This window comes from Helicobacter canis (assembly GCF_008693005.1).
In the GTDB taxonomy this organism is placed as follows: Bacteria; Campylobacterota; Campylobacteria; order Campylobacterales; family Helicobacteraceae; genus Helicobacter_B; species Helicobacter_B canis.
Genome location: NZ_VXKE01000021.1, coordinates 189,730 through 214,082, shown reverse-complemented (window position 1 = coordinate 214,082; position 24,353 = coordinate 189,730). Strand labels below are relative to the sequence as shown.

The window sequence follows — 24,353 nt, the reverse complement described above, 5'->3', positions numbered from 1 at the left end:
TACTTGCGCTAAAGCCATCTTAGATTAAGGATTGCTATGCGATTTGGCAAGATCCAATACCTAAACCTTATGCCCTTTGATGTGTTTTTGAAGTCCTACCCTATCCCCACGCGCTACAAAAGTGCGGCATTTGCTAATCGCTCCTATCCCTCAAAGCTCAATCAGTCCTTTTTGTTTCACCGCATTGATGCAGGCTTCATCTCTACAATAGCTGGCTGCACCGCTCACCGCAAGCAGCGCGGCACACAAGCTGGCATTGTCGCTAAAGGCGCGGTGTGGAGTGTGCTAAGCCTAGAATCAAACGGGGATTCGGCTTTGGGTGAGCAATGCGGCAGTGTTGCAAACTTTGTGAAAGGCACGACCGCCAAGGTCGCTAACCTTCCCCAAAGTTTGCAAAGCTCCCACAGCCCCACCGCAACTCCTAGAATCCTAGAAGAAAATAATCAGGCTGAAAGTGAAAAATCCAAACATCCCCTAGAATCCCTGTTTTCTAAAGTGGATTCTAGTGTGGATTCTAAAGAAACATCGGCTAACGCCGAGCGGTATCCCTTGTTTTCTAAAGAAGCTATGCTTTGCCACGGAGATTTTCAATCCGCTCGCAATGACAAAAAAAGCGAGATTAGTGAAAAAACACCGCAAGCGGTAGGATTTGTGATGAGAAAACAAGGCGCAAGCACGCAAGTAAGTGGCTTTAGTAAAGCGCAATCCACCAATGAGAAACCAACGCCAGAGACAAGCCACAACGATTCTAAGATTTGCGGTGGGGCTGTGGTTGCTTTGCACACATTTGGGGGTAGGAGTTACCTTGGCGGTAATGACTATCCCCCAAATGTGTGCAATCAATCGCATTGCTCACCCAAAGCTGAATCGCCGCGCAAGGACTATCAGTCTGATACCTCAAATGCCCTTAGCACTATCCTAGGCTTGCAAGGGCGTGTGCTTATAGGCGATAGGGCACTGCAGTATCGATTTAGTGGTGGCAAGGCTATTGATATGGGGCAGGTGTGGTGGGAGAAGCACCGCTTGCCCTTTGTCTTTGGCAGGCTCTGCTACAACAAGCACGCACACTTCTACTCCAACATCGCGCGCGCCTTTGTCAAAAAGCGCGCAAAAATCCCACACTACATCTTACAAGCACGCGCCAAAGCCTGCGGTATCCCAAGTGCATATATCCGCGAGTATTTAACCCATATCCACTACCATATCCAAGCTAAGGAGCGCGCAGGCTTGGAGCGATTCTACCGAGCTTTGCGCTTGCAGGCGATCAAGCCCCCAAGTAGAATCTACCCGCGCAATGTGGATTCTAGTAAGTGCGCACCAAATGCACCCTACAAAGGCAGCTCTAATGTATAAAAAGGAGTTTGATAGCCTTTTGCGCACGCACACACCGCGCGCGTGCTTGCTCTATGGCGAGAGTGAATATCTCATAGAATCTAGCATTAAAAGGCTCTTGCAGGCAAATGCCCTAGAGCCAAAAGTGTTCAACTATGGGGAATACTCCCTAGCCCCTACGCTAGAGATTTTGTCCCAAAGCAGTCTCTTTGGTGATGCGCAGTGCGTGGTGCTAAAGCTTGAGAAAAAACCTAGCGACAAGGAGATTAAAGCTCTTTTAAACGCTCTAGCGCACAATCCTGACCACAGCTTAATCGTGGCATTTCTGCGTGCTGATGGCAAGACCCAAGCCCAATATGCGCGCGATTTCAAAAGCCTTAGCACACACTTTAAGCACAAAAACATCTATGCTAGAAAAGCAAGCGATAAAAGCATTGATGAGAAGAAAAATGGCGTGGTAGAAGTGCGGTTTTTCAAGCCAAACCCAGCTGAAGCAAAGGAGCTTCTAACCCAAGAAGCAAGGGCTTTAGAGCTTAGCATTGCTGGCAATCTGCTAGAATCCTTGCTGATTATGCAAGGATATGACATCGCCCTAGCACGCAGCGAGCTCTCAAAGCTTACTTTGCTAGATCGTGCTATCACCCAGCAAGATATAGCGCAGCTTTGCTATGGGCTAGGGAGTGTGGAGATTGGCGAGCTTTTGCAAGCACTCTTTAGCAAGGCTGATATAGCGAGAGTGTTTGAGTGTATGCTAGATGGCGGGCTAAGCAATGAGCTCTCACTTGTAAGCGAGCTTGAGCAGTATTTCTATAAGCTTTTTTTGTTTGCTGTGTATATCCGCTTACACGGCAAGCCAGATAGCAAGGAGATCTTAGGCTATGCCTTGCCTTTCCAAGAGGCAAACACCCTTGCCCAACGCGCGATGAAGATTAAAGAGCGGGCATTTTTGGAGATTTTTAACCTGCTGGGACTCTGGCGAAATGGCATTATGCAAGGGCAAAAGTCCATATCCCTGCGTAGCTTAATCAAATTGCAAGCTTTAGTAAGTTAGAATCGCCCCTTTATTTCTTGCTCTTGCCTATCTTGCGGCCTAGAATCTTAGCTTAGATTCTAGGTGCATTCCTAGATGCATTTTTGGGCAAGGGCTATTACCACAAGGAGTATGTATGAAGCGTTATGAGACGATGTTTATCATCAAGCCCACACTTGTTGAAGAAGAGATCAAGCAAAAGATCGACTTCTACAAAGATGTCATTACCAAAAATGGCGGCAGCATTGAGACTTGCCTAGATATGGGTATGCGAAATCTCGCCTATGAGATCAAAAAGCACAAGCGTGGCTACTACTTTGTCATCTACTTTACCACCAAGCCAGAATCTATCCTAGAGCTTGAGCGACTCTATCGCATTAACGAAGACATTTTGCGCTTTATTGTGATTAAGTATGAGAGCAAAAAAGAGCAAAAGCAGTGGCAAACTCTTGTCGATAGGGCAAACAAAAAGCCAGAGCCAAAGGCTAAAAAGCTAGAATCTAGCCCAGAAGCAAAAGAGCCAAGCGCAGAGTCTAGCGCAGAGCAAGCGCAGTAGCACAAGCCTAATAAAGGACACAAAATGTTTAACAAAGTCATCATCGTAGGGAATCTCACCCGCGATGTAGAGAAGCGTTACCTGCCATCAGGCACAGCGATGTCGCTCTTTGGTCTTGCGAGCACACATCGCTTCAATAAGCAAGATGGCAGCAAGGCTGATGAGACTTGTTTTGTCGATGTGAAGATATTTGGACGATCTGCAGAAGTCGCTGAGCAATATCTCCACAAAGGCAGTCGTGTGCTGATTGAAGGGCGGCTTGTGTATGAGAGCTGGACAGATCAAAGCGGCGCGAAGCGGTCTAAGCACTCTATCTTGTGTGAGAGTATGAAAATGCTTGATAGGAAGGGAGACTCTCAAGGAGCTCAAGGCGGGGGCGAGTATGGAGAGCAAAATCAAGGCTACTACAACCAAGCTCCAAGCCAAGGCTACGCTAATCAGCCCTACTCTAATCAATCCTACTCGCAGCCACAAGCTAGCAAGGCTTACCAGCAAGCACCACAGGGACAAAGCGGCGGAAATGGATATGAGCAAAATATCCCAAGCATTGACATCAACGATGATGATATACCATTCTAGGAGCAAACAATGGAAAGAAAAAAATACTCAAAACGATACTGCAAATACACAGAGGCAAAGATCGAGTTTATCGATTACAAAGACATCGATATGCTAAAGCACTCTCTCTCTGAGCGATATAAGATTATGCCACGCCGTCTCACAGGCAATACAAAAAAGTGGCAAGAGCGCGTAGAAGTAGCGATTAAGCGTGCTAGACATATGGCTCTAATCCCCTATGTCATCGACCACAAAAAAGTCGTGGAAAATCCCTTTAAACTCTAAGACTTTAGCCACCACCTAGAATCTAGCTAGATTCTAGGGCTACTCTCTCGCTTTATCAATCACCAGACCCCCAAGCCTACTAAAATCTATCTGCGCTTACCTGCGATATAGGGAGCAAGCACATAAGATTCTAGCTCCAGCGGATTGCCCTGCCCTGCGTATGTATAAAAATCAGCCCCATACAAGAAGCAGTCATAGTTAAGCGACAAGCTCCCAATATCAAAAGCCCTAAACCCCAAGCCATCAAGCCAGAATCCAAGCACCTTAGCACTATGCCCAAGTGCTAAGATAGCGCAAGTGTGGGCAGGGTCAAAGCCACTTAGCGCTTCTTGCACATAGCTTTTAAGCTCATCTAAATGCTCATAAGCATTGTGATGGGGCAGGTGATTTATCCTAAGCACACTGCGCGCATTGGAGAAAAGATCATTATATACACCGCTTGAAGAGTATCGCCCCTCAATCACAATGCAGTCTTTTTTCTCCCAAAGCTTAGCTATTTTATGGATAAATAGCTCCTTATAGAGCTGCAATAGCCATCTACCATAATCATCATCGATAAACAATCGCGGAAATGCTTTAAGCCTAGATTCTAGGCTCTCATACTCACAGGTATCAATTTTGCCAGCTAGCAGCGCGACTTCAATCGGCGTGGTATAAAACATATTTGCATCAAAATACACCCTATCGCTAGGGAAATACGCCGCCACATAAAACGCACTAATATTTTCACACGCATAAAGCAAGCGCGGCGAGATTTGGGTAGTTGCTTCACTCTGGGTTTGGCTTATGGATTGCCACGCCACTGCTAGTGCAGTGTCTCGCAATGACGGAGAGCTAGAATCTAACTTTTTAGATTCTAGCTCTGTCTGCCCTGTATCCCCTAGGATTCTAGGAGTTGCGGTGGGGCTGTGGGAGCTTTGCAAAAATTGGGGAAGGTTAGCGACCTTGGCGGTCGTGCCTTTCACAATTTTTGCAACACTGCCGCATTGCTCACCCAAAGCCGAATCCTTATAGATTCCCCCCCCCCCCCCCGATTTGCGTGGTATGGATAGATCAACACAGGATTCAACCCTATGGGGAGATTCTCCCTACAAGCTTGCGCAATACAGGCAAGCAAATCAGCCTTTAGCGCGGGAGAGAAGCGATGAAAGCCGCCAGCCTTATTAGCAAGTGTCATCATCTCACCATCGCCAATGCGTAAAAAGCTCTTAGACTCGCGCACAAGAAAGTCGATAGACTCCAAAGGATTAAGGATCTTATAAGAAGCAAAAAGCCTCTCCCTAGCAAATAGCTCTAGGAGCAGCGCGCTCTCATTCCTAGGGGCAGTGGCTCTAATCTCATCTAAAATGGGCTTATAGAGCACGCGCGCTATGGGAGCAAAGATCGCTGCATACACTGCTTTAAGCCAAGAGCGTAAGAGATTTTTAAGCTGTCTAATCTGTCGTCCTATTTTCATAGTTTTCCTTTAAGATTCTAGTTGAAGTAAATGCGCAAACACCACGCCATCAATGCCTTGCAAGGCACACTCTTCTATCTGGCTTGAGCCACTAATAACGCAAAGCACCTTAGAGTCTAGCAAATACTCATCTGCTAAGGTTTGATACACCTTAGGACTAGAATCCACTAGCAAATACTTCGGCAAGAAATACGCCCCACTAAGGAACTCCACCACATCGCGCACTCTAATAGCAAAGTCAATACCATTAGCCTTAGCATAAGAGCATAGCACTAGCTCGCCATCATCGTGGAAGTCAAACCACGCTATTTGCTCAAGCAAGCTGCCCTTTGGATTTATTTGGGGACTTGCTTGGGAGCTTGCTTGCAAAGCACGCAAAGATTCTACATCTTTGGTGTGGATAAAATGCGTGGGGTAGATTAAATCGTGCAAGCCTATGATAATCATCACTACTCCTTTACTCTGGCAAGCAAGCTTTAGAGCAGTAGTATTGCCCGCGGAATTTCACCGCCTCACTCATAGGTAAAAACACCCTGCAGTGCGCACAGGATACGAGATCTTGACTTATATCATCTGGTATATGGTCTGGCTCTTTGGTCTCTGCTTGGCTCGGTGCTTTTGTGGCACTAGTGATAAAGTGCCCCACCCTCCTAGCGACAGATAGCACAAGCCATAGCAACGCTAAGCCAAGCAGCAGTAACGCGATCACTCGAAGCATCATAATTCCTTATAGACATAGATTCTAGCATTATAGCGATATAGGGTTACTTTGGGATCGCTGGCATTCAAGGCGATATGGTAGCTTTGCTCACCTTTATAGAGCAAATATGCCCCGTCATCTGCTATAAGCGGCTTTGTAGTGGCAAATATCTGGGCATTGGACAAGCTTGCACGCGAGGTGATGAGACTAGCAGGCTGAGATAGGCTAAGCTCCTGCACGCGCGCATTTTCTACACAAATATTCCTAAGCCCTAGCCTATGCACCACAAAGCGCAAAAACGCCGCCCTCTTTTTCCTAGGCTCACATAAAATAAAGCGTGATTGCTCACATAAAATACCTAGCACAAGCGCAGGCAGCCCAGCCCCAGAGCCTATATCAAGGCATTGATCAAAGGGCTTTATCACGCGCAATGGCAAGGCAGAATCCACAATCTGCCTAAGCATATCCGCCATCGTGCGTGCGCCGCTAAGATTATGAGAAGCATTCCACTCTAGTAAGATTTTGGCATACATTTCTAGCTGCGTAGCTGCTTGCAAGGGATTAGCAGTAGCAAAAGTGGATTCTAGCCAGCGTGCTAAGGCTCGCACATCAAAGCTGCTAGAATCTAGCGCGTAAGGCGTAAGGTCAATGGTATTTTCTAGCATATCGCGCCTAAAGGATTAGCATAGCATCGCCATAGGAGTAGAATCGATACCCTTTAGCGATGGCTTGCTCATAAATCTTCCGCCACTGCTCATAGCCCACCATAGAAGCTACAAGCATTGTAAGTGTGGATTTGGGTAGATGAAAATTAGTCAAAAGATAATCCACATACCGCGGCTTATTGCCTAAGTGCAAGAAAATATCGCATTGCGCGTGCAAGTCGGCATAAGGCTTAGGGTGCGATTCATAGAGCCTTGCGGCAAACTCCACGCTTCTAAGCGCACTTGTCCCCACACATAAGCGTGATTTGGCGCACAAGAGCTTCTCAAGGGCTTGGGCTGTGATATGCAAGGATTCTGTGTGCATTGTATGCTCTCTAATATCAGGGATATCAACACTAGCAAATGTCCCAGCACCAATGTGGAGAGTCAAGTAGGCGATTTGCTCTTTTAGGGCTTCTAGCATTGTGGCGGAGAGATGTAATGAGGCAGTGGGGGCGGCGATCGCTCCTGCTTGCGTGGCAAAGAGAGTTTGATAGTCTTTTATGTCATTGTCATTAGAAGCTCTTTTGATATATGGAGGCAGTGGGATATGCCCTATTTCTTCTAGCATTGCTAGCACGGCTTCTTGACTTAGGGGGGTGAGAGTGGCAATGCTTTCACGCTCAGCCCCTTTTGCTTCTTCTAGGATTCTAGGATTTCTAAAGAAACCTGCTTCGGCTTTGCCTTGCACCGCTATCGCTTGTTTTGCAGTGGGGCTGTGGGAGCTTTGCGCGCCCAAAGCATAATCTCTACTGCCATTTTGGGATTCTAGGGTTTGCGATGAGAAATCGGGGCTTTGCAAGGGCGCGCAAGGGCGCATACTTGGCGTATGTAACCGCAGTGCGCGCGCCGCAATCGCCGATTTATCGCGCAAAGCCGAATCCTTTAGGGAAAAAAAGCGTATAGCTCGGTAGCCATTATCCAGCAGTGCCACCACTTGCGCATAGAATCTAGCGCACACAAATATATCACCAAGCTTAACCCTGCCGCGGATCTGGCAGAGTGCTAGCGCACTAGAATCTAGCGAACTTGCACAAGTGGATTCTAGGGTATTTGCACTTGAAGCTAGCACAGAGAAATCATCTCTAGTGGCAAAGCGGTGGAAAAATATCTCACGCGAAGTTTGTGTGCCAAGCTTTTTGCCATAGATTCTAGCTTTTAGCACGCGCGTGTTGTTTAGCGCGATAATGCAATCCTTAGGGATAAACTCCAGCAAATGCGCGAAAGTAGTATGCGTAATGTGCTCTTTGGCGCGGTCATAAACAAGGAGCTTGGCGGCTTCCCTAGGATAGATTGGAGCAGTGGCGATAAGGTGCTTTGGCAGGGGGTAGTCGTAGCTTGATAGAGCAAACATTACTAAGAATCTAAATCGCTAGAAGTAGGCTCGCTGCTAGATTCTAGGGGCTTCTTGGCTGGATTGATAGACTTAGCAATAAGGATTGAAAGCCCATAGAGTAAAACAAGCGGGATAGCCATAAGCAGCTGCGAGAAAGGATCTGGGGGCGTGATAATGGCTGCGACCACAAAGATAATCACCACTGCATACTTAAAAAACTTCTTCAAGCTCTCATCAGTAATCATTCCAACCCTAGCCAAAAAATACGCTAGCACAGGCAGCTCAAACGCTATGCCAAAGCCCAGCACCACGCGGATAAAAAACCCCACATAGCTCTCCACAGAAATATTGGCTTCAAACATATCGTTCCCAAAAAGCAAAATATATTCAATCATAAATGGAAAGATGATGAAGTAGGCAAAAAGCGCGCCAAGGATAAACATCGCCGTGCCAAAGCCCACAAATGGCAAAATGATCTTTTTCTCATTTTTATACAGCCCCGGCGCGACAAAGAGCCAAAGCTGCCAGAAAATAATTGGCGTAGAAATTGTAAAAGCCGCAAGAAAAGACAAGCTCATCGCAGAAAATATCCCCTCTAGCGGGGTGAGCTGCATTAGCGTGCCTTGCACTCTATCGGCAAATGCGCTTTCAATAGGGATCTTCACAATGGCAAAAATCTGCTTCCAAAATGCAAAGCACACAATAAATGCGGCAATCACACTAACAAGCGCGATAATAAGCCTCTTGCGCAAATCTTGTATATGGGGCTTGAGCTCTTCAAACATTGGCTAGACCTTATTTGTAGCGGGCTTAGTGGATTTGGTGCGCTTAGGCGCAGGGGTGGTAGAATCTAGCTTGCGCGGTGTTCTACTCGCTTGCTTGGTGGGCTTTTTGGGTTTTTTACCAAGCGCGCTAGGTTCTTTGATGGCTTTTGTTTGACTTTTGGACTTTTTGCTAGGAATGCTGGCTTTAGAAGCCTTGGGTGATTCTTGTGCTAAGCTAGAATCTATCGCGCTAGATTCTAGGCTGTCTTTCTTGCTATCGCTAACTTTTGCTGGTGGAAGTGCCTTATACTCACTAAATATCTCATCAATCTCTTGGAGCTGCATATCTTTAGTGATAGTATCAACTTGGGAAGTGAAGTGCTGGTGGTAGCTTATAGCTTCTTGCTGCAAGGCAGAGAGATTTAGCTCGCTATCGATTGTCTGCTTGGCATCGTGGATAGTCTTCTTCACCACCTTGAAAAACTTCGCCACATCGACAATGGCTTGTGGAAGCTTATCAGGACCTAGAAAGATTATCGCCACAATGACAATAACCACTATTTCAAAAAACCCCATACCAAACATACAAAACCTTAGAAAGAATCTATACAGACTTTCTCAATAAAACACTCAAAGACTTCGCTACAAGACTAAAAAATACAAACACACAGCACACTAACGCCCCAGCCAGCGCACTCAAAAACAATAACCCCGTCAAAAAATATGTAACATAAAATGCAAGCACCGCCCCTCCAATCCCAACGCCGACAAAAAGCCCGCTAAAAAAATCAAGGATTGTAGGAAGGTGCTTGTGCAATTTAGTGCCCTTCTTCTTCCACTAGCACCGCACCAGCGAGATAAACATAAGTAAGGATCATAAAGACAAACGCCTGAAGCAGTGCCATAAATGCCAGAATCGCAAAAGGCACAACAGGCACAAGCCAAGGCACAAGCATAAGCATAACAAGCAAGAACATATCATCGCCCTTAATATTTCCAAAAAGACGGAAAGAAAGCGAGATAATGCGAGAGAGATGAGAAATGATCTCAATGGGGAACATAAGCGGAGCTAGCCACTTCACAGGACCCATAAAATGTGCGAAATAATGGATCACCCCTTGTGTGCGGATACCCTCAAAATGGTAGTAGAAAAACACCACAAGAGCTAGCACAAGAGTAAAATCCCACGCTGCCGTAGGTGCTTCAAAGCCCGGAATCATACCGATAATGTTACAAAAAAACACATAAAACCCTATCGTCCCAGCAAGCGGGAAGTATTTGCGCGCCTTTTCTTCACCAATGACATCTTTTGCCATATAGAGCATACCGCTAATGGTTGCTTCATAGAGATTTTGCAAGCCACTGGGGATAACGCGCATATTACGAGTAGCAAGCTTTGCCATAAACACACACACAACCGCGCATAAAATCGTATAAAACGCCGTGATGAAGTGGTGATCAGAATTGATCATTCCAGCAAATGTAAAAAGCCTATCTTCCATAGCAAGTCCTTGTCTTTTAAAGAGATTTGCTAGATTGTGCCGAAATTTTTCTCAATAATTTATTAAACTCACATTTTCTAAGATTCTAGGAGCACCATAAGCCCACATCAAGGCGATAGCACAAAAGCTAGAATCTAAACTTCATAAACCTACCGCTCGCGCCCACCCAAAACCAACACAGATTCTATCAATTTATCAATATCACCATCTAGCACGCCTTCTGTATCGCTTGTAGCGTAATTGCTCCGCAAGTCCTTTACCTGCTGGTAGGGGGCTAGGACATAGCTACGGATTTGATGTCCCCAGCCTATCTCGCTTTTTTCGGCATTTGCCACGCCCTCACTTTGTTTCAACCGCTCTAGCTCATAGAGTTTGCTCTGCAGCATTTTCATAGCTGTTGCCTTATTTTTATGCTGACTGCGATCATTTTGACACTGCACGACTATGCCTGTTGGAAAGTGCGTTATGCGGATAGCAGATTCTGTCTTATTCACGTGCTGTCCGCCCGCACCACTGGCACGATAGGTATCAATGCGAATGTCCTTATCCAAAATCTCAATGTCTATATCTTCACTCAACTCCGGGCTTACCTGCACGCTAGCAAAGCTTGTGTGTCGCTTGGCATTAGCATCAAATGGGGAAATTCTAACAAGCCTATGCACGCCATTTTCACTTTTGGCATACCCATAGGCATTCTCACCTTTGATGATAAACGCCGCCCCCTTAATGCCCGCCTCTTCACCATCTTGATAGTCTAGCAGCTCCACTTTAAATCCCCGCCGCTCACTCCAACGCAAATACATACGATACAGCATACTTGCCCAGTCTTGGGACTCCGTCCCACCGGCTCCGGGCTGAATGGTAATAATGGCATTTGATGAGTCAAACTCCCCACTTAGCATAACCTCAATTTCTACCTTTTGTATGTGGCTCTGCAAGGATTCTACATTTTCAAACAACAGCTCCAAAGTGCTAGAATCCCCTTCACTCTCTGCTATCTCAAATAGCTCTTTTGCGTCGTCTAGCTCGGCTTTCATCTCCGTATAAGTGTGTAAAATCCGCTCACATTTTCGCTTTTCCTTTGTGATTTCCCCTGCCTTTTTTGCGTCATTCCAAAACTCTTGGTGCGATTCTAATGCGTTAATCTCATCTAGCCGCTTTTGCAGAGAATCTGGGTTTAGAATCTTTGCTATATTTTGTGCTTTATTTTGCAGCGTTTTTAACAACTCGCCATATTCATAAGAATCCATTGTATGCCTTTAGTGTGCAAATATCCGCGCATTGTAGCACGGATTGGCTTAATCGCTAATCGCACTAGAATCCACCAGCTTCCCACAAAATGCGTTTAAAATCCAAACACATTAAAGCACATAGATTCTATAAGGCTTTGTAGAATCTATTGCGCCATTTAGCAAAACTCCCTAGAATCTTTGATTTATATTACTTCAAGGATATATTGATTATGGATTCTATGCAGGGATTCTTAGCAATCCTACACAAGAGTAAAAAGGACTTTTTTTCTCTCCCTATGATCATTTTAAACATCGCGCCAATTGCACTTGGATTAGCATTATGGGGCGGGATACTCTATGCCTTTTCTGATATTTTGATCACTTATACTAAAGGACTTTTGCCAGAATCTTGGCAAGCATATATCCAAGCTACCGGCGGTATCCTAGCGCAAGGGGTTACTATCTCTGTGTATGTCCTGCTTGGCTTTTGTGTGATTTTGTTGGCACTTGTGGGCAATGTCTTTGTTAGTATCTTTTACACACCGCTTGTAGTTGGCTATATTCGCAAGCACCACTACCCACAAATATCAAAACCCACAAGCCTACCAATGACTGCCGCCTTGCAGCAATTTTTAAAGGCTTTTGTCCTGCTATGCGCACTATGCGTGGTTTGCCTGCCAATGCTCTTTATCCCAATCATTGGTGGAGCGATAATGCTTGTGCCTTTTTTTATATTTTTCTATCAAACAATGCTGTTTGACATAGGGCACGAAGTGCTGGGAGTAGAGCAATACACCAAGCTACAAGCAGCCAAACACAAATACACTACCACCTTGCTCACATATCTACTAGGACTCATACCAATTCTAAATTTTTTCACACCACTACTACAAGTGATTATCCTAAGTCATTACTGCTTTCATATCGCTATACAGAGCAGCGCAGCACACGCATCTCCAGCGCGCTAATACCGCTCCATAGCAATCACGCCACTACGCACAATTTCTTTAGGCTTGAAGCGCGACATAGCCTTAATAAGACTAGTAATCCTATGAGGCTTCTCTGTGGCTACAATGATGATATATTTTTCATTGGCATTAGCTATTTTACCATTATAAGCGTGCGCTAAGGCTTCTATACTTGCTAGATCTTCTTCTATGCCAATTTTAATCAGCACACTTTCTTTTTCTAAGAAGTCGCTATCATCACTCACCTTTAACACCGGGATAAGCTTATGCAGCTGCTTAATAATCTGCTCAAGCACGCGCGCTTCACCCTCTGTAGCAATGGTAATCCTGGAGAGATCGCTATCTGGTATAGGGGCTACGGTGAGTGATTCTATATTATACCCCCTGCCAGCAAAAAGCCCTGATATACGCGCCAACACACTATGCTCATTTACCACAACCACACTGATGATCTTTCTTGCCATTTTTGTCCCTATTTGAGAATCATCTTATCCAATGGAGCACCACCGGGCACCATTGGCAGCACGCTTTCATACCGATCCACCACCACATCAATCAAACACACCTGCTTACTATCGAGTGCTTTTTGCATTGTTGGAATAAAGTCTTCTTTGCGCTCAATGCGGAATCCCAACCCGCCAAAGCTCTCCGCTAATGCGACAAAATTTGGCTGCAATGACAAATCTGTATGAGAGAATCTATTTTCATAGAAAAATGTCTGCCATTGACGCACCATACCCAAATAGTTATTATTAAGGATAACATTAACGACAGGGATTTTACTCTCCACACAAGTGATCAGCTCTTGGATATTCATCAAAATACTACCATCACCTGTAATGTTGATAATATGCTTATCCATATTGGCAAAATACGCACCCATAGCCGCTGGGAATCCAAAACCCATAGTTCCAAGCCCCCCACTAGTGAGAAACTCTCTAGGCTCGCTAAAGGGATAAAATTGAGCTGCCCACATTTGATGCTGCCCAACATCTGTAGAGATGATCGCGCTGCCATCTAAAAGCTCTCCCAAACGCTCAATAACCCACTGAGGCTTGATAGAATCTATGCTATCTTGATAACTCAATGGGTGCAGATTTTGATAGCCATTCAAATGCTCGCGCCACTGGCAAAACTCGCTAGAATCTATCTGCGTAGCCATATCGAGTAGCTCTTCGCAAACAGCACTCATATCCCCAACAATAGGATAATCTACTTCAATAATTTTGCCAATAGAGCTTGGATCAATGTCAATATGGGCAATCTTGGCATTTTTGGCAAACTCGCTAACCTTACCTGTAACGCGATCATCAAAGCGCGCACCAAAGCACAATAGCAAATCACATTCACACATTGCCATATTTGCCGCATAGGTGCCGTGCATTCCAACCATACCAAGGTTGTAAGTATCGCCAGCAGCAAGCACACCTCGCGCCATCAATGTCTCTACACTTGGAAGTCCAATCTTATGGACAAAATCGCGCACCAGCCTGCTTGCATTGCTTGCTACTGCACCACCACCTATATAACCCAAAGGCTTTTTTGATGACTTGATAGCTTCAATAAGTTTTTTGATTTGACGCTGATTGGGCTTATAGGTCGGTTTATAGGTGCGCAGATTTACCTCGCTTGGGTAGATAAACTCACCCATATTTGCCGAAATATCTTTAGGAATATCTATTAACACTGGACCACTTCGCCCACTTCTAGCAATATAAAATGCCTCTTTAATGATCCGCGGTAAATCTTTAATATCTTTTACAAGGAAATTGTGCTTTGTGCAAGGGCGGGAGATACCAACCGCATCAATCTCTTGAAATGCATCGGTGCCAATTTGAGCCACAGGCACTTGCCCACTAATCACCACAAGCGGAATAGAATCCATATAGGCTGTGGCTATGCCTGTTACAGCATTAGTAAAACCGGGTCCAGAAGTAATAAGTGCCACCCCCACTTTCCCACTTGCGCGAGCATATCCATCTGCAGCGTGAATGGCTGCCTGCTCGTGCCGTGTAAGAATATGCCGAAAATACGACTGCTTATACAGCTCATCATAAATATTTAAAACAGCACCACCGGGATACCCAAAGATAATCTCCACGCCCTCTAAATGTAGAGCCTCGATAAGCATTTGGGAGCCATTTAGCACACCACCCATAGTATCCCCCTACTCCATAGCACCTAAAAGGTGCTTAATCGTTGCATTACTTCTTATTTAGACTGCGCTTCAAAAATAGCCTTAACTCCGCCATTCTCACCATCTTTTTCAAACACAAGCTTGCCCTCTTGAAGCACAAAATGCACAGAATTATCAGAAAATAGCTTAATAAGCGACTCTTCAATCTCCATAGATTTTGGCTCACACAACATTCTAGTCATACCAGAATTGGCACTTTGAAATTGATCACCATTTGTCTTATAAGACCCAAAAAATGAGTTGCAACCAGAATAGCCGTTAAACTTATCCTTATCAATAGTAATCGACACGCGCCTATCGCTATGACTTGTATCAATAGGATTTCCACCATCACTTAAAGACACAAGATTCCAAGTATTATACAGCTTCGCAGAGTCATCTCCACAAGCTACAAACGCCAAAGCCAAAGCACATACACCCAAAGTTTTTTTCATACAATTCTCCTTGCTTTTAATACTAATTTTCTGCAGGTTTTTTAGGATAGCAGAACCGATACCCTCTTCTGCGCACTGTCTCTATCGTGGCAATATTAAGCGGCTTATCCATCTTCTGTCTAATTTGATTGATCGCCACTTCAATGACATTTGGAGTTACCAGCTCTGGCTCCTCCCAAATAGCATCAAGCAGCTGCTCTTTTGACACAATTTGATCGCGGTGGCGAGCCAAGTGGGTCAGCACTTCAAATGGTTTGCCCTTAACCTCAATCTCCTTGCCCTTGTAGGTAATCTTTTCTTCATCTGGGTTAATCACAAGATCATCAATCTCAATCGTGCTAGATCCCCAGAATCTCAAGCGAGCTTCAATCCTAGCAAGCAATACCGGAAATTCAAAAGGCTTTGCGACAAAATCATCAGCACCACTTTTAAACGCCAAAACCTCTTGATCCGTTTTTGGCTTGTGGGCTAGCACAATAACAGGCACCCTAGGAGATTTCGCCTTCACCTCTGCAATCAAATCCAAACCATTTCCATCGGGCAGTTTGATACCAGCAAGCACTAAATCGTAGTTGCGAATATTGACATAATACGACCCATCTTTCATACTTTCTGCTATGTCTGTTTGATATCCGCTCGCATTAAGCTCATCGCTGATTTTCTTGCTTAAAGTCGCATCATCTTCAACCACTAAAATACGCATATTTCCTTCCTTAAAAGCTTGTCTTTGGAATCTTGAGTATGTTGCTTGTGGCATACCAAGAAATGCTAAGGCTGGATTATAGCACAAAATACCGCTGATATTCAGCTATTTCTTATAATTTTTTTATTGTAGTTAAAGCATTATATAACTACACACAAAGCTAGAGACTTAAGTAGGCGTGTAGAAAATCACTCCAATCCACAAGGCTGCCCGCAAGCCACCTACTTGCACATTGATAAAATGCCGCTACCCTTTATTTTTGTATCGCGTATTGTCTATGCTTCTACAAACTTTTATAAAAATTATGTAAATATTTACTTTTGTGTTTCATAATTCCAACCAGCCGGACAGCCAATGTCCGGCTAAACGCATTTTGAGAGTGTCTTTTACATTATCTTAGTTTTATGCGTTGCTCTCCTTTTTGTTTATTTAACTCCTTATCACCTTGCGCTCCCCCTGGCGACAAGGTGGTTCCTATCTACAACATTAACTATTTAGATGTAATGCCTAGATTCTATAAATAATTCACAAGCGACATTTGGTTGATTCTGCTTGTAGAATTCATCACGGCACTTAGGTTTGTTGTGATATTGGAAAATTTATTATAAGTGTCGGCAATATCTGTGCCGATATTTTGCCCCTTAAGCCCCTCGATCTGTGTCTTTAAAATCTCGTGGCGGCGTATGACATTTTCAAAAGTTTTGCCGTGTGAGCCATTGAGCGCGATGATTTTTTCTATATGATCGCTTAGGTGGTCAAAGGCTGTTATGCCATTTTGCACGCCTTTATTACGCATACTCTCCCCATAAGTATCCTTTGCTCCGGCACGATATATGCCCTTTCGCACAGCTTCGATAATCTCATCTACTTCTTTGAAAAAGTTGATTTCTGGCGTATCAATGACTAGGGCGTTATTGGCATTTAGGCGCAGAGAGTTGGTGTTGCGTTTTAGTCTATCTTGTGAAAAGTCATTGCTACTTGCATCATAGAGCATTACATTCATTCTTGTTACAGAGCGCATTTTGTCTTGGATTTGGATTCTACCATCTGGAGTCATTTGCACATCAAACATTCCTTTAGCATCGGTGAGTAGCTGGACATACGCATCTTTAGTCGCCTGCACGACACCACCCTTTGGTGGCTCAACTGCCCTGTAAGCGTCATTGTCTTGATTACTATAATTAAGCGCGATACTCATAGCATCCATAAGTTGGCGGTATGTTACATCATCAGGCTTTGTAATGCTTACTCCTGGTGGCTCATCGATAGGATTAAACAATGGGATAGTATAATCCTGTCCATCTCCAAGATTTGGTAGCAGCATATATGCCCCATTCTCATCAAACACAATACGCGCCTCCACTTGCACACCATTCATATCATTGACTTTTAGCAAATAGCTCTGCCCCACTATGCTAGCCCCCACCACATCACTTAGTCTTGTCTCGCCATTGGCATAGCCTCCGCCATTTGCCAGCACTTGCGAGAGACTAGAAGTGATTTTAGAGCCTTCGACCTGAAAAAATGTGCGATCATACTCATTGGCGTAATCTGTAGGTATGCCATCAGTCTGTGCGCCAAACTCATCAAGTGTCGTTAGCGCAATGGAGAATCCGTGCTCACCATTAAAGGGCGGATCTTGGAAGTCGTGAGCCTGATTGGCGACATTATTATCAATAACAATCAAACGCCCCTTAGTGATTGTTACATCAATATTGCCGCCAAAATGCTCTTTAATCGCTTGGGCGAGATCCCTAGCAGTAGCTCCTTTAATATCAAAGCGCAAGAAGTCTAGTGGCTCCTTCCCCTCTCCTGTATCAATCCTGCCATCTGGCGTATTTGGGCGCGTGCCGCTGATGACAAGTGTAGAGACATTAGGGGGGAAAAGCTCTTCAAGCTTGGTAGTCATCTCCGCGGCTTTATTATCTCTGGTGATGAAAGCAGTAGGTAGCTCTACCTTGCGGAAGTCGCTTTTATCCGTTACCCCTGTGATACTAGATACTGCCCTATCTGTCAAAAACGCGCTTTGATTATAGGCTGTAACGCGCGCACCATTGGTGATGAGATCATCGATATTATCGACATTCATATCACTTGAGATGAGATGAAAATCTATCCCTGATTTACCCGGCTCTAAATCTTTTATCTCTATTTGCCCCCACTGATTAAGCGTAACTTCTACGACCTTATTTAACGCAGTATTGCCAAACTCCTTGCCAATGCGATCGAGCAAGTCTTGCACCTTTGTCGCACGCGCATCATTGGAAAATCCTTTATCCAAAGAGAACTTAGACTTAAACACCGAGCCATCAGATCGCACGCCACGCAAGTAAAAATACTCCGGCTTATCATTACTAGGGTCGCTATCATCATCGCCGATTAAATCGCGCAGAGTATCGCTGGCTTTGATATAGACTTCTTGGGAGAGATTGCTGCGATTGGAGCTATCCATAATGCCCGGATGCAGTTTAGATTGATTAAGCATTTTTAGGTTTGTAGTGATGATACGCTGTTTATCACTATCCCTGCCAAAGAATAGCTCCTGCCCTGTTACATTATATGGCACGAGATTATGCGAGCTTACTAGGACATTGAGCTTTTCATCATTGCCATAATAATTGCCATCTTCATCAAATGGCGGGTGATCGACCCTGCTTCCGCCAAAGATGAAATTCCCACCAATAGATGTGTTTGCTAGGCTTAGAAAATGCTTTTTTAAAGCCTCCATATCATTGGCGATAGCTTCTCTTGAAGCTGGAGAGTGTATATCGTTTGCCGCGTGGATTAGCTTTGTTTTAAACTGCACCATTGTTTCTGATAGATCTGACAAAGTTTTATCAGTATTAAGCGTAGCAGTTTGAGCGTGCTCGGAGACATCAATCCCTTGGGCTAGATTATTGATCTCATTTTCAAAGCGGAGATTTTGGTTATAGACACTTGCATCTTGGTAGCCGTATTGGATTTTTAGCCCAGAAGCAATCTGCGTGTTTTTATCATTAAGCTTGTTTTGCAAGGTGTTTTGATAGTGATTCATTTGGTTATACTTCGTCCCAAATGTGATACGCATACGCTTCTTTCCTTGTTGTAGAATCTAAATCTAGCTTACCGCCCTAAATCCCTGTATTATAGCAAATGTAAGCAAAAAAAGTGCCACTTTAGATTCTACCCCTCACTATTTCCACGCCTGCGTAAGAATCTTTGTGTAATCTTTATAAACTTGCTTGGCATTGGGCAGGATTTTATCATTTACTTTGCGCAATGGATAGATTCTAAAGTTTTTCCCATTTTCGTGGTGTGTGTAGATCAATTCCGCACGCACATCGCTTAAGGACACCCTAGGCACAAATTCCCCCGCCTTTTGCCTAGCAAGGAGAGCTTCGCGCTTTTTTGTATCAAATAAATGTATCCGCACAGAAGTGAGCATACCCACGCGCTTGTTTGTGCCCTTTTGCGCGGAGATAAGATTCCCGTGGGAGTAGATCACAAGCGTATTGCCGATTTTTTCAATAGGCTGGATTACATGGGGGTGATTGCCTATGACAATATCCACACCAAGGCTTGCTAAAAATGCTGCCAGCTCTCGTTGCTCCTTGCTTGGAGTGAAGTCATACTCTATCCCCCAGTGCATCGATACAAGTAGTAAATCCACCTTATCTCGCAGTGCTTTTATATCCTGTGCAAGCATTTCTTTGGTATAGACATTGACAAGATACTCCTTGCCCTTTGGGATAGGGATACCATTAGTCCCATAAGTATAAGCAAGGAGCGCGTAGCTAATGCCATTTTTCTCATAGATTCTAGGCTTTGCCCTATCTTCTTGGCTTACATAGCTTCCTGCAATAGCAATCGCTCGCTCTTTTTCCTGCCTATGCCAATACTCAAGCATAGCGCGCACACCCTTTTCACCTTTGTCTAGCGTGTGGTTGTTCGCTAGGGAGATTAGATTAAAACCTAGCTTTAGCATACAATCTCCAAACTCCTGCGGAGAATTAAAAGATGGATAGCTACTAAGCCCAAGCTCCACACCACCTAAAATCGTCTCTTGATTGTAAAAGGCTAAGTCATAGCGCGCAACAAGTGGTGCGATAGGAGCAAACATCGGGGCAAAGTCATAAACAACTTTACTAGATTCTAGCTTTTGGGCATCGTTATAAACAGGTGCGTGCAAAAGCGCATCGCCTGCCATCACAAGCGACAAAGAATGCGCTCGAGTAAAAAGCCGCTTTGCTTTTGGCAGCTTGGCTTCGTGGCTAGCTGCGCTAGATTCTAGCGGGAAGCCACAAAGCAAGCCAAATACAACAGCACATAGCCAAAAAGCGCGTAGATTCTGCCGCATTTACTACTACTCCCAGCCTAACCCAAACTAGAATCTATAACCCCATTTTACCCGGGTTTAAGATATTGTTTGGATCAAATGCCCGCTTAATCGCCTTAAATAAATTCATCTCTTCTTGCGTAAAGGCTAGATGCATAAATGGAGCCTTTGAAAGCCCTATGCCGTGCTCACCACTAAGCGTGCCCTCTAGCTCCACAGCAATAGCAAAAATCTCTTCAATACACGCATAGCCGCGAGCTAGCTCATCTTTGTCCTCTGGGTTTGGCACCATTACATTTGTATGCACATTGCCATCGCCCGTATGCCCAAAGCAAGGAATCTTAAAGCCATATTTCTCGCTCATTTCTTGGATTCTAGCGAGTAGCTCTGGCAAGCGAGAGCGCGGCACTGTGATGTCTTCATTAAGCTTTTTTTTGCCATAGACTGTAATGCTCTGGCTTACATTTCTTCTAGCAAACCATAGGTCTTCTTCTTCTTTAGAGTCTTTAGCCACGACAAATTTCGTGCAGCCATTTTCCATAAAGCGCGCTTGAAGCAAGCTCAAATCAGATTCTAACACTTCTGGCAAATCCCCATCTACTTGTGTGATCAAAATCGCACCCGCATCTTTTGGCAGCCCCTTATGGAATCGCTCTTCTACTGCTTGGATTGAGAGCTGGTCTAAGAACTCCATAGCCACAGGCGTAATGCCGCTTGCCATACTCCTATACACCGCATTCATCGCATCTTCAATGCTTGCAAACACGCCCATAGCTGAGCGTTTGTGTTTGGGCTTAGGGATAAGCTTTAGTGTAAGCTCTGTGATAACTGCTAGCGTGCCCTCGCTGGCGATTAAGATTCCAGCGATGTTGTAGCCTGCGACATCTTTAATCGTCTTTTTCCCCGCGCGGATAATATCGCCATTAGGCAGCACTGCACGCAAGGCAAGCACATAATCTTTAGTGATACCATATTTTGCCGCGCGCATTCCCCCAGCATTCTCACTCACATTGCCCCCTAGCGTGCTGTAATCTTGGCTAGCAGGATCTGGCGGGTAGAAAAGCCCTCTTTTTTCTACTTCGTTTTGAAAGATTTTATTCACCACGCCCGGCTGCACTCTGGCGATGAGATTTTTCTCATCAATTTCTAATATCGCATTAAAGTGCTTTTCTAAGCTCAATACAACACCGCCACTACTTGGAAGAGCTCCACCCGTGAAGCCACTCCCAGCACCTCTGGGGACAATGGTGATTTTATGGGTGTTGCAGTAGCGTAAAATCGCGCTTACTTCCGCTTCATCACGCGGATAGACAATCGCATCTGGCTCGTATCTCTCCCTTGTCGCATCATAGCAGTAGGCAAGCAAATGCGCTTTGTCTGTGTGGCAATTATCCTTACCGACAATCTGTGTCAAAGCCTGTATATGTGTGGATTCTAGCATGGCACACCCCTTAGTGTAGTTATGGTGATTGTAGAAACGCCTTGCCCTGTGCAACTAGCGCGTCATAGTAGCGGAAATACTGTTTGGAGTGCTTTTTGAGCAGTGCTGCATCAAGCGATCCACTAGAAGCATACTGCACCCTAGAAAAAAATGGCGCGATCGTGCTGCCACTCTCAAGCTCGCTCGTGGAGAATGCGTGCTTCTCTAGCACCACTAAGCTTTGACAATCAAGCACATTAAGCGATTGCGTAGCGATCACAAATAGCAACCCTACATTATAGATTCTACATACTTTATTCAAAAACGCAGGCTTAGGATCAAAACTCCCTATATCAAACAAATACGCCACCATCAAATCAGAATTTAAAAACTCAATGCTTGGATACGCATTGCGCACTTGCTCGTAAGATTCTAGTGTAGGTGCGATGATAAAAGCACGATTATTTAGCGTGCGGAAATAAACTTCATCGCCAACATCTGGGGCATTTGTAGGAGATGGGAGATACCTTTGCTCCAGCACCCCATCTTCTTGCAATGCCGCAAATGCCACACCAGAATCTACCTTAACAACTACGACTTCTGCAATCACACTTGCATAATTACTATCAAACCTATGCCAAACAAGCCCGCTCTCACCCACTTTCAAATCCATAGCAGGGAGCTGCACAAGCTTTGCTTGCTTATCAATAGATTGGATACTAAGTTTTAGTGGATTTTGCAGCGAATGCCCATAAACCCACAAACAGCCAACAATCATTACGCAAAAAACATATCTCACGCTAATCCTTAAGAATCTAATCTTCACACCCCGCCAAAGTCCCACTACGACTGATACTGATCAAAAAAGTAGTTAATAGCAAAGCCTAGTGCTGGAGTTTTATGATAGCTCTCATCTCTAATAAAAGCTAGCGCGCAATCACGCTTTAAGTAAAGCACTTCGATCTTCTCATCATCAATCCCGCCTCCAAGCGCACGCTTATCATCTTTAGACACCTTGGCAAAAAATATCGTCTGTCTAGCACCACTAATCCCAACCGCTGTATAAAAAGTCGTAATTTTCTCCAAGCGATCAGCACTAATCTCATAACCACACTCTTCAAACACTTCTTCTGCTGCAATTTCTTCTAAAGTTTTTTTAGACTTATCCACAAGTCCAGCACAAAGCTCATAAATATAGCCATCATTATTGCGCATAAACACCGCAGGGCGAAACTGCTTAACAATCACAAATGCATCAAGATCAACTTCATAGAGCATAATCGAAACGCTATCGTGCGAGTGGATAATGTCCCAGCTCTTCTCTATGCCATCTTGCTTATAAAACAAACGCACAGGCTTAATGAAGCGAGAATCCTTGCAAGAATCTTGCCGCAAATCTGTAATCTTAGGTGTAGGAAGCGGGGAAGAGAGAAAATACTTTTTCATAGCTACTCCTTAGCAAAAAGATAAAATGACTGCGCACTAAAATCACTCGCCTGCAAGGCAGAATCTATAGCTTGCTGATAGCCCTGCGCTACGGATAAAAACTCTTTCTTTTCTTTACCACTAAGCTCGCTTTTGGCTGTGCGGATTCTACCCAGAGGGTTGATTGGCTGGTTGAATTTATAAACACCAAAATGCAAATGCGGTCCTGTGCTCATACCTGTGCTGCCTACCCTGCCTATGATAGTGCCAGATTTTACATAAGCACCTAGGCGCGTATGAATGGTCTGCATATGTGCATATAAGGTTTTTAACCCACCTTCGTGAGCGATCTCCACCACCTTGCCATAGCCGCCCCTAACCCCAGCAAACACAACCTTCCCAGATGCCGCAGCGCGGATAGGTGTCCCAGCTTTAGCGACATAATCTACACCATAATGAGGGCGCACAACCTTCAAAATAGGGTGCTTTCTGCCGTGCGAGAATCTAGAAGAAATACGCGTGTATTGCACGGGCACTTCTAGCGTGAAGCCAGCCATTTCCTTTGCATTATTGTCGTAGTAGTGTCCATTTGTGTGCAGGAATACGAAATTTTGCTTTTTAGCCGTCTCAATCATACCTGCTTGAATGTTTGGAATCCCAAAAGGCTTGCCCAAACGATAATCTCGCTCAAACACAATAGCCAATCTATCACCAATGTGCATAGTGCGAGATGCAACACTCTTGCTATAAATATTAGAAAACTCCGAAGCAAGCAAAATATCTGCGGTTGCATTCATAATATCCTGATATGGAGAGTTTTGCACAGATACAACAAGAGTTTGACTTTTGGCAAATGCGATAATGGGGATAAAATCTAACTTATAAGTATCCTTTGTCTTATAGATATGCATTTGCACACTATCACTAATAGGGATAAGTGCGTGGAGCAGGTCGCCAGAATCATTGCGCAAGGTATAGTAAGTCGCATTGGCTTTCACTTCTGCGGTTAGCTCTTTATCTTGTGGTGAAAGATTGTAATACAGCTTCAAAGGTATGAGATTTTGCTCAAAAAATCCCAGCAAAGTCAAGCCGCTCCCCCAGCTTAACCGCTCACCAACTGCCCCATACCCAAACTGAACACCACACGCACACAGCAAGCACAACGCCACAAACTTTCTAGCACAAGCCTTTTGAAAAGCCACCACACATCTTTTTATATCCATAAGACAAATCATCAAAATCCTTAACAACACAAGCCACACTCTTTGCTATATACGCTCACTATACAAATGAACCAACTTTTAAATAGCTATGACTGATACTCGACTAAAAAGCCACAATTATAATGAATTTTTGTGAAATCTTGAAATATTTTGGCGGTGTTTATTATATAATGCCCCCTTGCGCAAGCAATCTTAAACATCAAACACAAGTGC

General features: G+C 44.5%; 27 protein-coding genes. 6 read left to right on the top strand and 21 right to left on the bottom strand.

Annotation, left to right across the window (positions count from 1 at the left end; genetic code table 11):
* The first annotated feature begins 36 nt into the window (after positions 1-36).
* The 5 genes from F4V45_RS10055 (at position 37) to rpsR (ending at position 3,761) form a co-directional block, all read left to right on the top strand.
* Positions 37-1,353 carry an MqnA/MqnD/SBP family protein gene (locus tag F4V45_RS10055; protein WP_150337815.1) on the top strand — a complete coding sequence of 439 codons (1,317 nt, stop codon included), beginning with the start codon at positions 37-39 and terminating at the stop codon, positions 1,351-1,353.
* Entirely contained in the window at positions 1,346-2,383 is a 1,038-nt protein-coding gene (holA, locus tag F4V45_RS08045; RefSeq protein WP_170235215.1) for a DNA polymerase III subunit delta, read from the top strand. The genes F4V45_RS10055 and holA overlap by 8 nt, the downstream gene beginning before the upstream one ends.
* 115 nt (positions 2,384-2,498) lie before the next feature.
* The gene (rpsF, locus tag F4V45_RS08040; RefSeq protein WP_150337813.1) at positions 2,499-2,918 is read left to right on the top strand and encodes a 30S ribosomal protein S6; all 420 of its coding nucleotides are present in this window, start codon (positions 2,499-2,501) and stop codon (positions 2,916-2,918) included.
* Between the two features lie 24 nt (positions 2,919-2,942).
* Positions 2,943-3,497 (top strand): single-stranded DNA-binding protein, encoded by a 555-nt coding sequence (locus tag F4V45_RS08035; protein WP_150337812.1) that lies wholly within the window; start codon positions 2,943-2,945, stop codon positions 3,495-3,497.
* A 9-nt stretch (positions 3,498-3,506) separates the two neighbouring features.
* Entirely contained in the window at positions 3,507-3,761 is a 255-nt protein-coding gene (gene rpsR / locus F4V45_RS08030) for a 30S ribosomal protein S18 (protein WP_023930631.1), read from the top strand.
* 86 nt (positions 3,762-3,847) lie between these two features.
* Here the strand turns inward: rpsR and F4V45_RS08025 are convergent, their stop codons facing one another.
* From F4V45_RS08025 to prfB, 11 genes are all read right to left on the bottom strand, one after another.
* Complete coding sequence (locus tag F4V45_RS08025) at positions 3,848-4,759, bottom strand: GT-D fold domain-containing glycosyltransferase (RefSeq protein ID WP_150337811.1); 912 nt, start codon at positions 4,757-4,759, stop codon at positions 3,848-3,850.
* On the bottom strand, positions 4,723-5,217 hold the full coding sequence (locus F4V45_RS08020) for a hypothetical protein (RefSeq protein WP_150337810.1): 495 nt from the start codon (positions 5,215-5,217) through the stop codon (positions 4,723-4,725). The genes F4V45_RS08025 and F4V45_RS08020 overlap by 37 nt, the downstream gene beginning before the upstream one ends.
* A gap of 9 nt (positions 5,218-5,226) precedes the next feature.
* Positions 5,227-5,664: a hypothetical protein gene (locus F4V45_RS08015; RefSeq protein ID WP_150337809.1), complete on the bottom strand. Its 438-nt coding sequence runs from the start codon at positions 5,662-5,664 to the stop codon at positions 5,227-5,229.
* Positions 5,665-5,674: 10 nt separating this feature from the next.
* Entirely contained in the window at positions 5,675-5,935 is a 261-nt protein-coding gene (locus F4V45_RS08010; RefSeq protein WP_170235214.1) for a PP0621 family protein, read from the bottom strand.
* Positions 5,935-6,582, bottom strand: a complete 648-nt coding sequence (rsmG, locus tag F4V45_RS08005; protein WP_150337807.1) for a 16S rRNA (guanine(527)-N(7))-methyltransferase RsmG — start codon at positions 6,580-6,582, stop codon at positions 5,935-5,937. Before rsmG ends, F4V45_RS08010 begins: the two co-directional genes overlap by 1 nt.
* 7 nt (positions 6,583-6,589) lie before the next feature.
* A complete protein-coding gene (locus F4V45_RS08000; RefSeq protein ID WP_150337806.1) occupies positions 6,590-7,975 on the bottom strand; it encodes an S-adenosylmethionine:tRNA ribosyltransferase-isomerase in 1,386 nt (461 codons plus the stop codon).
* 2 nt (positions 7,976-7,977) lie between these two features.
* The gene (tatC, locus tag F4V45_RS07995; protein WP_150337805.1) at positions 7,978-8,742 is read right to left on the bottom strand and encodes a twin-arginine translocase subunit TatC; all 765 of its coding nucleotides are present in this window, start codon (positions 8,740-8,742) and stop codon (positions 7,978-7,980) included.
* Positions 8,743-8,745: 3 nt separating this feature from the next.
* Positions 8,746-9,306 carry a Sec-independent protein translocase protein TatB gene (gene tatB / locus F4V45_RS07990; protein WP_150337804.1) on the bottom strand — a complete coding sequence of 187 codons (561 nt, stop codon included), beginning with the start codon at positions 9,304-9,306 and terminating at the stop codon, positions 8,746-8,748.
* Positions 9,307-9,325: 19 nt separating this feature from the next.
* A complete protein-coding gene (locus F4V45_RS07985) occupies positions 9,326-9,538 on the bottom strand; it encodes a hypothetical protein (protein ID WP_150337803.1) in 213 nt (70 codons plus the stop codon).
* Between the two features lies 1 nt (position 9,539).
* Positions 9,540-10,223, bottom strand: coding sequence for a F0F1 ATP synthase subunit A (locus tag F4V45_RS07980; protein WP_023930623.1), 684 nt, complete (start codon positions 10,221-10,223; stop codon positions 9,540-9,542).
* Between the two features lie 149 nt (positions 10,224-10,372).
* Positions 10,373-11,473: a peptide chain release factor 2 gene (prfB, locus tag F4V45_RS07975; RefSeq protein ID WP_150337802.1), complete on the bottom strand. Its 1,101-nt coding sequence runs from the start codon at positions 11,471-11,473 to the stop codon at positions 10,373-10,375.
* Between the two features lie 149 nt (positions 11,474-11,622).
* Between prfB and F4V45_RS07970 the strand changes: the two genes are divergently transcribed.
* A complete protein-coding gene (locus F4V45_RS07970; protein WP_150337801.1) occupies positions 11,623-12,423 on the top strand; it encodes an EI24 domain-containing protein in 801 nt (266 codons plus the stop codon).
* Here the strand turns inward: F4V45_RS07970 and ilvN are convergent.
* The 10 genes from ilvN to F4V45_RS07920 form a co-directional block, all read right to left on the bottom strand.
* Positions 12,420-12,887 carry an acetolactate synthase small subunit gene (ilvN, locus tag F4V45_RS07965; RefSeq protein WP_170235213.1) on the bottom strand — a complete coding sequence of 156 codons (468 nt, stop codon included), beginning with the start codon at positions 12,885-12,887 and terminating at the stop codon, positions 12,420-12,422. The genes F4V45_RS07970 and ilvN overlap by 4 nt on opposite strands.
* 8 nt (positions 12,888-12,895) lie before the next feature.
* Positions 12,896-14,581 (bottom strand): acetolactate synthase large subunit, encoded by a 1,686-nt coding sequence (locus tag F4V45_RS07960; RefSeq protein ID WP_150337799.1) that lies wholly within the window; start codon positions 14,579-14,581, stop codon positions 12,896-12,898.
* Positions 14,582-14,634: 53 nt separating this feature from the next.
* Positions 14,635-15,054, bottom strand: a complete 420-nt coding sequence (locus F4V45_RS07955) for an META domain-containing protein (RefSeq protein WP_023930618.1) — start codon at positions 15,052-15,054, stop codon at positions 14,635-14,637.
* A gap of 22 nt (positions 15,055-15,076) precedes the next feature.
* The gene (hsrA, locus tag F4V45_RS07950; protein WP_023930617.1) at positions 15,077-15,757 is read right to left on the bottom strand and encodes a homeostatic response regulator transcription factor HsrA; all 681 of its coding nucleotides are present in this window, start codon (positions 15,755-15,757) and stop codon (positions 15,077-15,079) included.
* 514 nt (positions 15,758-16,271) lie between these two features.
* Complete coding sequence (gene flgL / locus F4V45_RS07945; RefSeq protein WP_150337798.1) at positions 16,272-18,824, bottom strand: flagellar hook-associated protein FlgL; 2,553 nt, start codon at positions 18,822-18,824, stop codon at positions 16,272-16,274.
* A gap of 105 nt (positions 18,825-18,929) precedes the next feature.
* On the bottom strand, positions 18,930-20,093 hold the full coding sequence (locus tag F4V45_RS07940) for a CapA family protein (RefSeq protein WP_150337797.1): 1,164 nt from the start codon (positions 20,091-20,093) through the stop codon (positions 18,930-18,932).
* Positions 20,094-20,127: 34 nt separating this feature from the next.
* Positions 20,128-21,513, bottom strand: a complete 1,386-nt coding sequence (locus tag F4V45_RS07935; RefSeq protein WP_150337796.1) for an FAD-linked oxidase C-terminal domain-containing protein — start codon at positions 21,511-21,513, stop codon at positions 20,128-20,130.
* Positions 21,514-21,532: 19 nt separating this feature from the next.
* Complete coding sequence (locus F4V45_RS07930) at positions 21,533-22,291, bottom strand: plasminogen-binding N-terminal domain-containing protein (protein WP_150337795.1); 759 nt, start codon at positions 22,289-22,291, stop codon at positions 21,533-21,535.
* A 44-nt stretch (positions 22,292-22,335) separates the two neighbouring features.
* Positions 22,336-22,938 carry an NUDIX hydrolase gene (locus F4V45_RS07925; RefSeq protein WP_023930612.1) on the bottom strand — a complete coding sequence of 201 codons (603 nt, stop codon included), beginning with the start codon at positions 22,936-22,938 and terminating at the stop codon, positions 22,336-22,338.
* Positions 22,939-22,940: 2 nt separating this feature from the next.
* On the bottom strand, positions 22,941-24,152 hold the full coding sequence (locus tag F4V45_RS07920; protein ID WP_150337794.1) for a peptidoglycan DD-metalloendopeptidase family protein: 1,212 nt from the start codon (positions 24,150-24,152) through the stop codon (positions 22,941-22,943).
* Positions 24,153-24,353 lie beyond the last annotated feature (201 nt).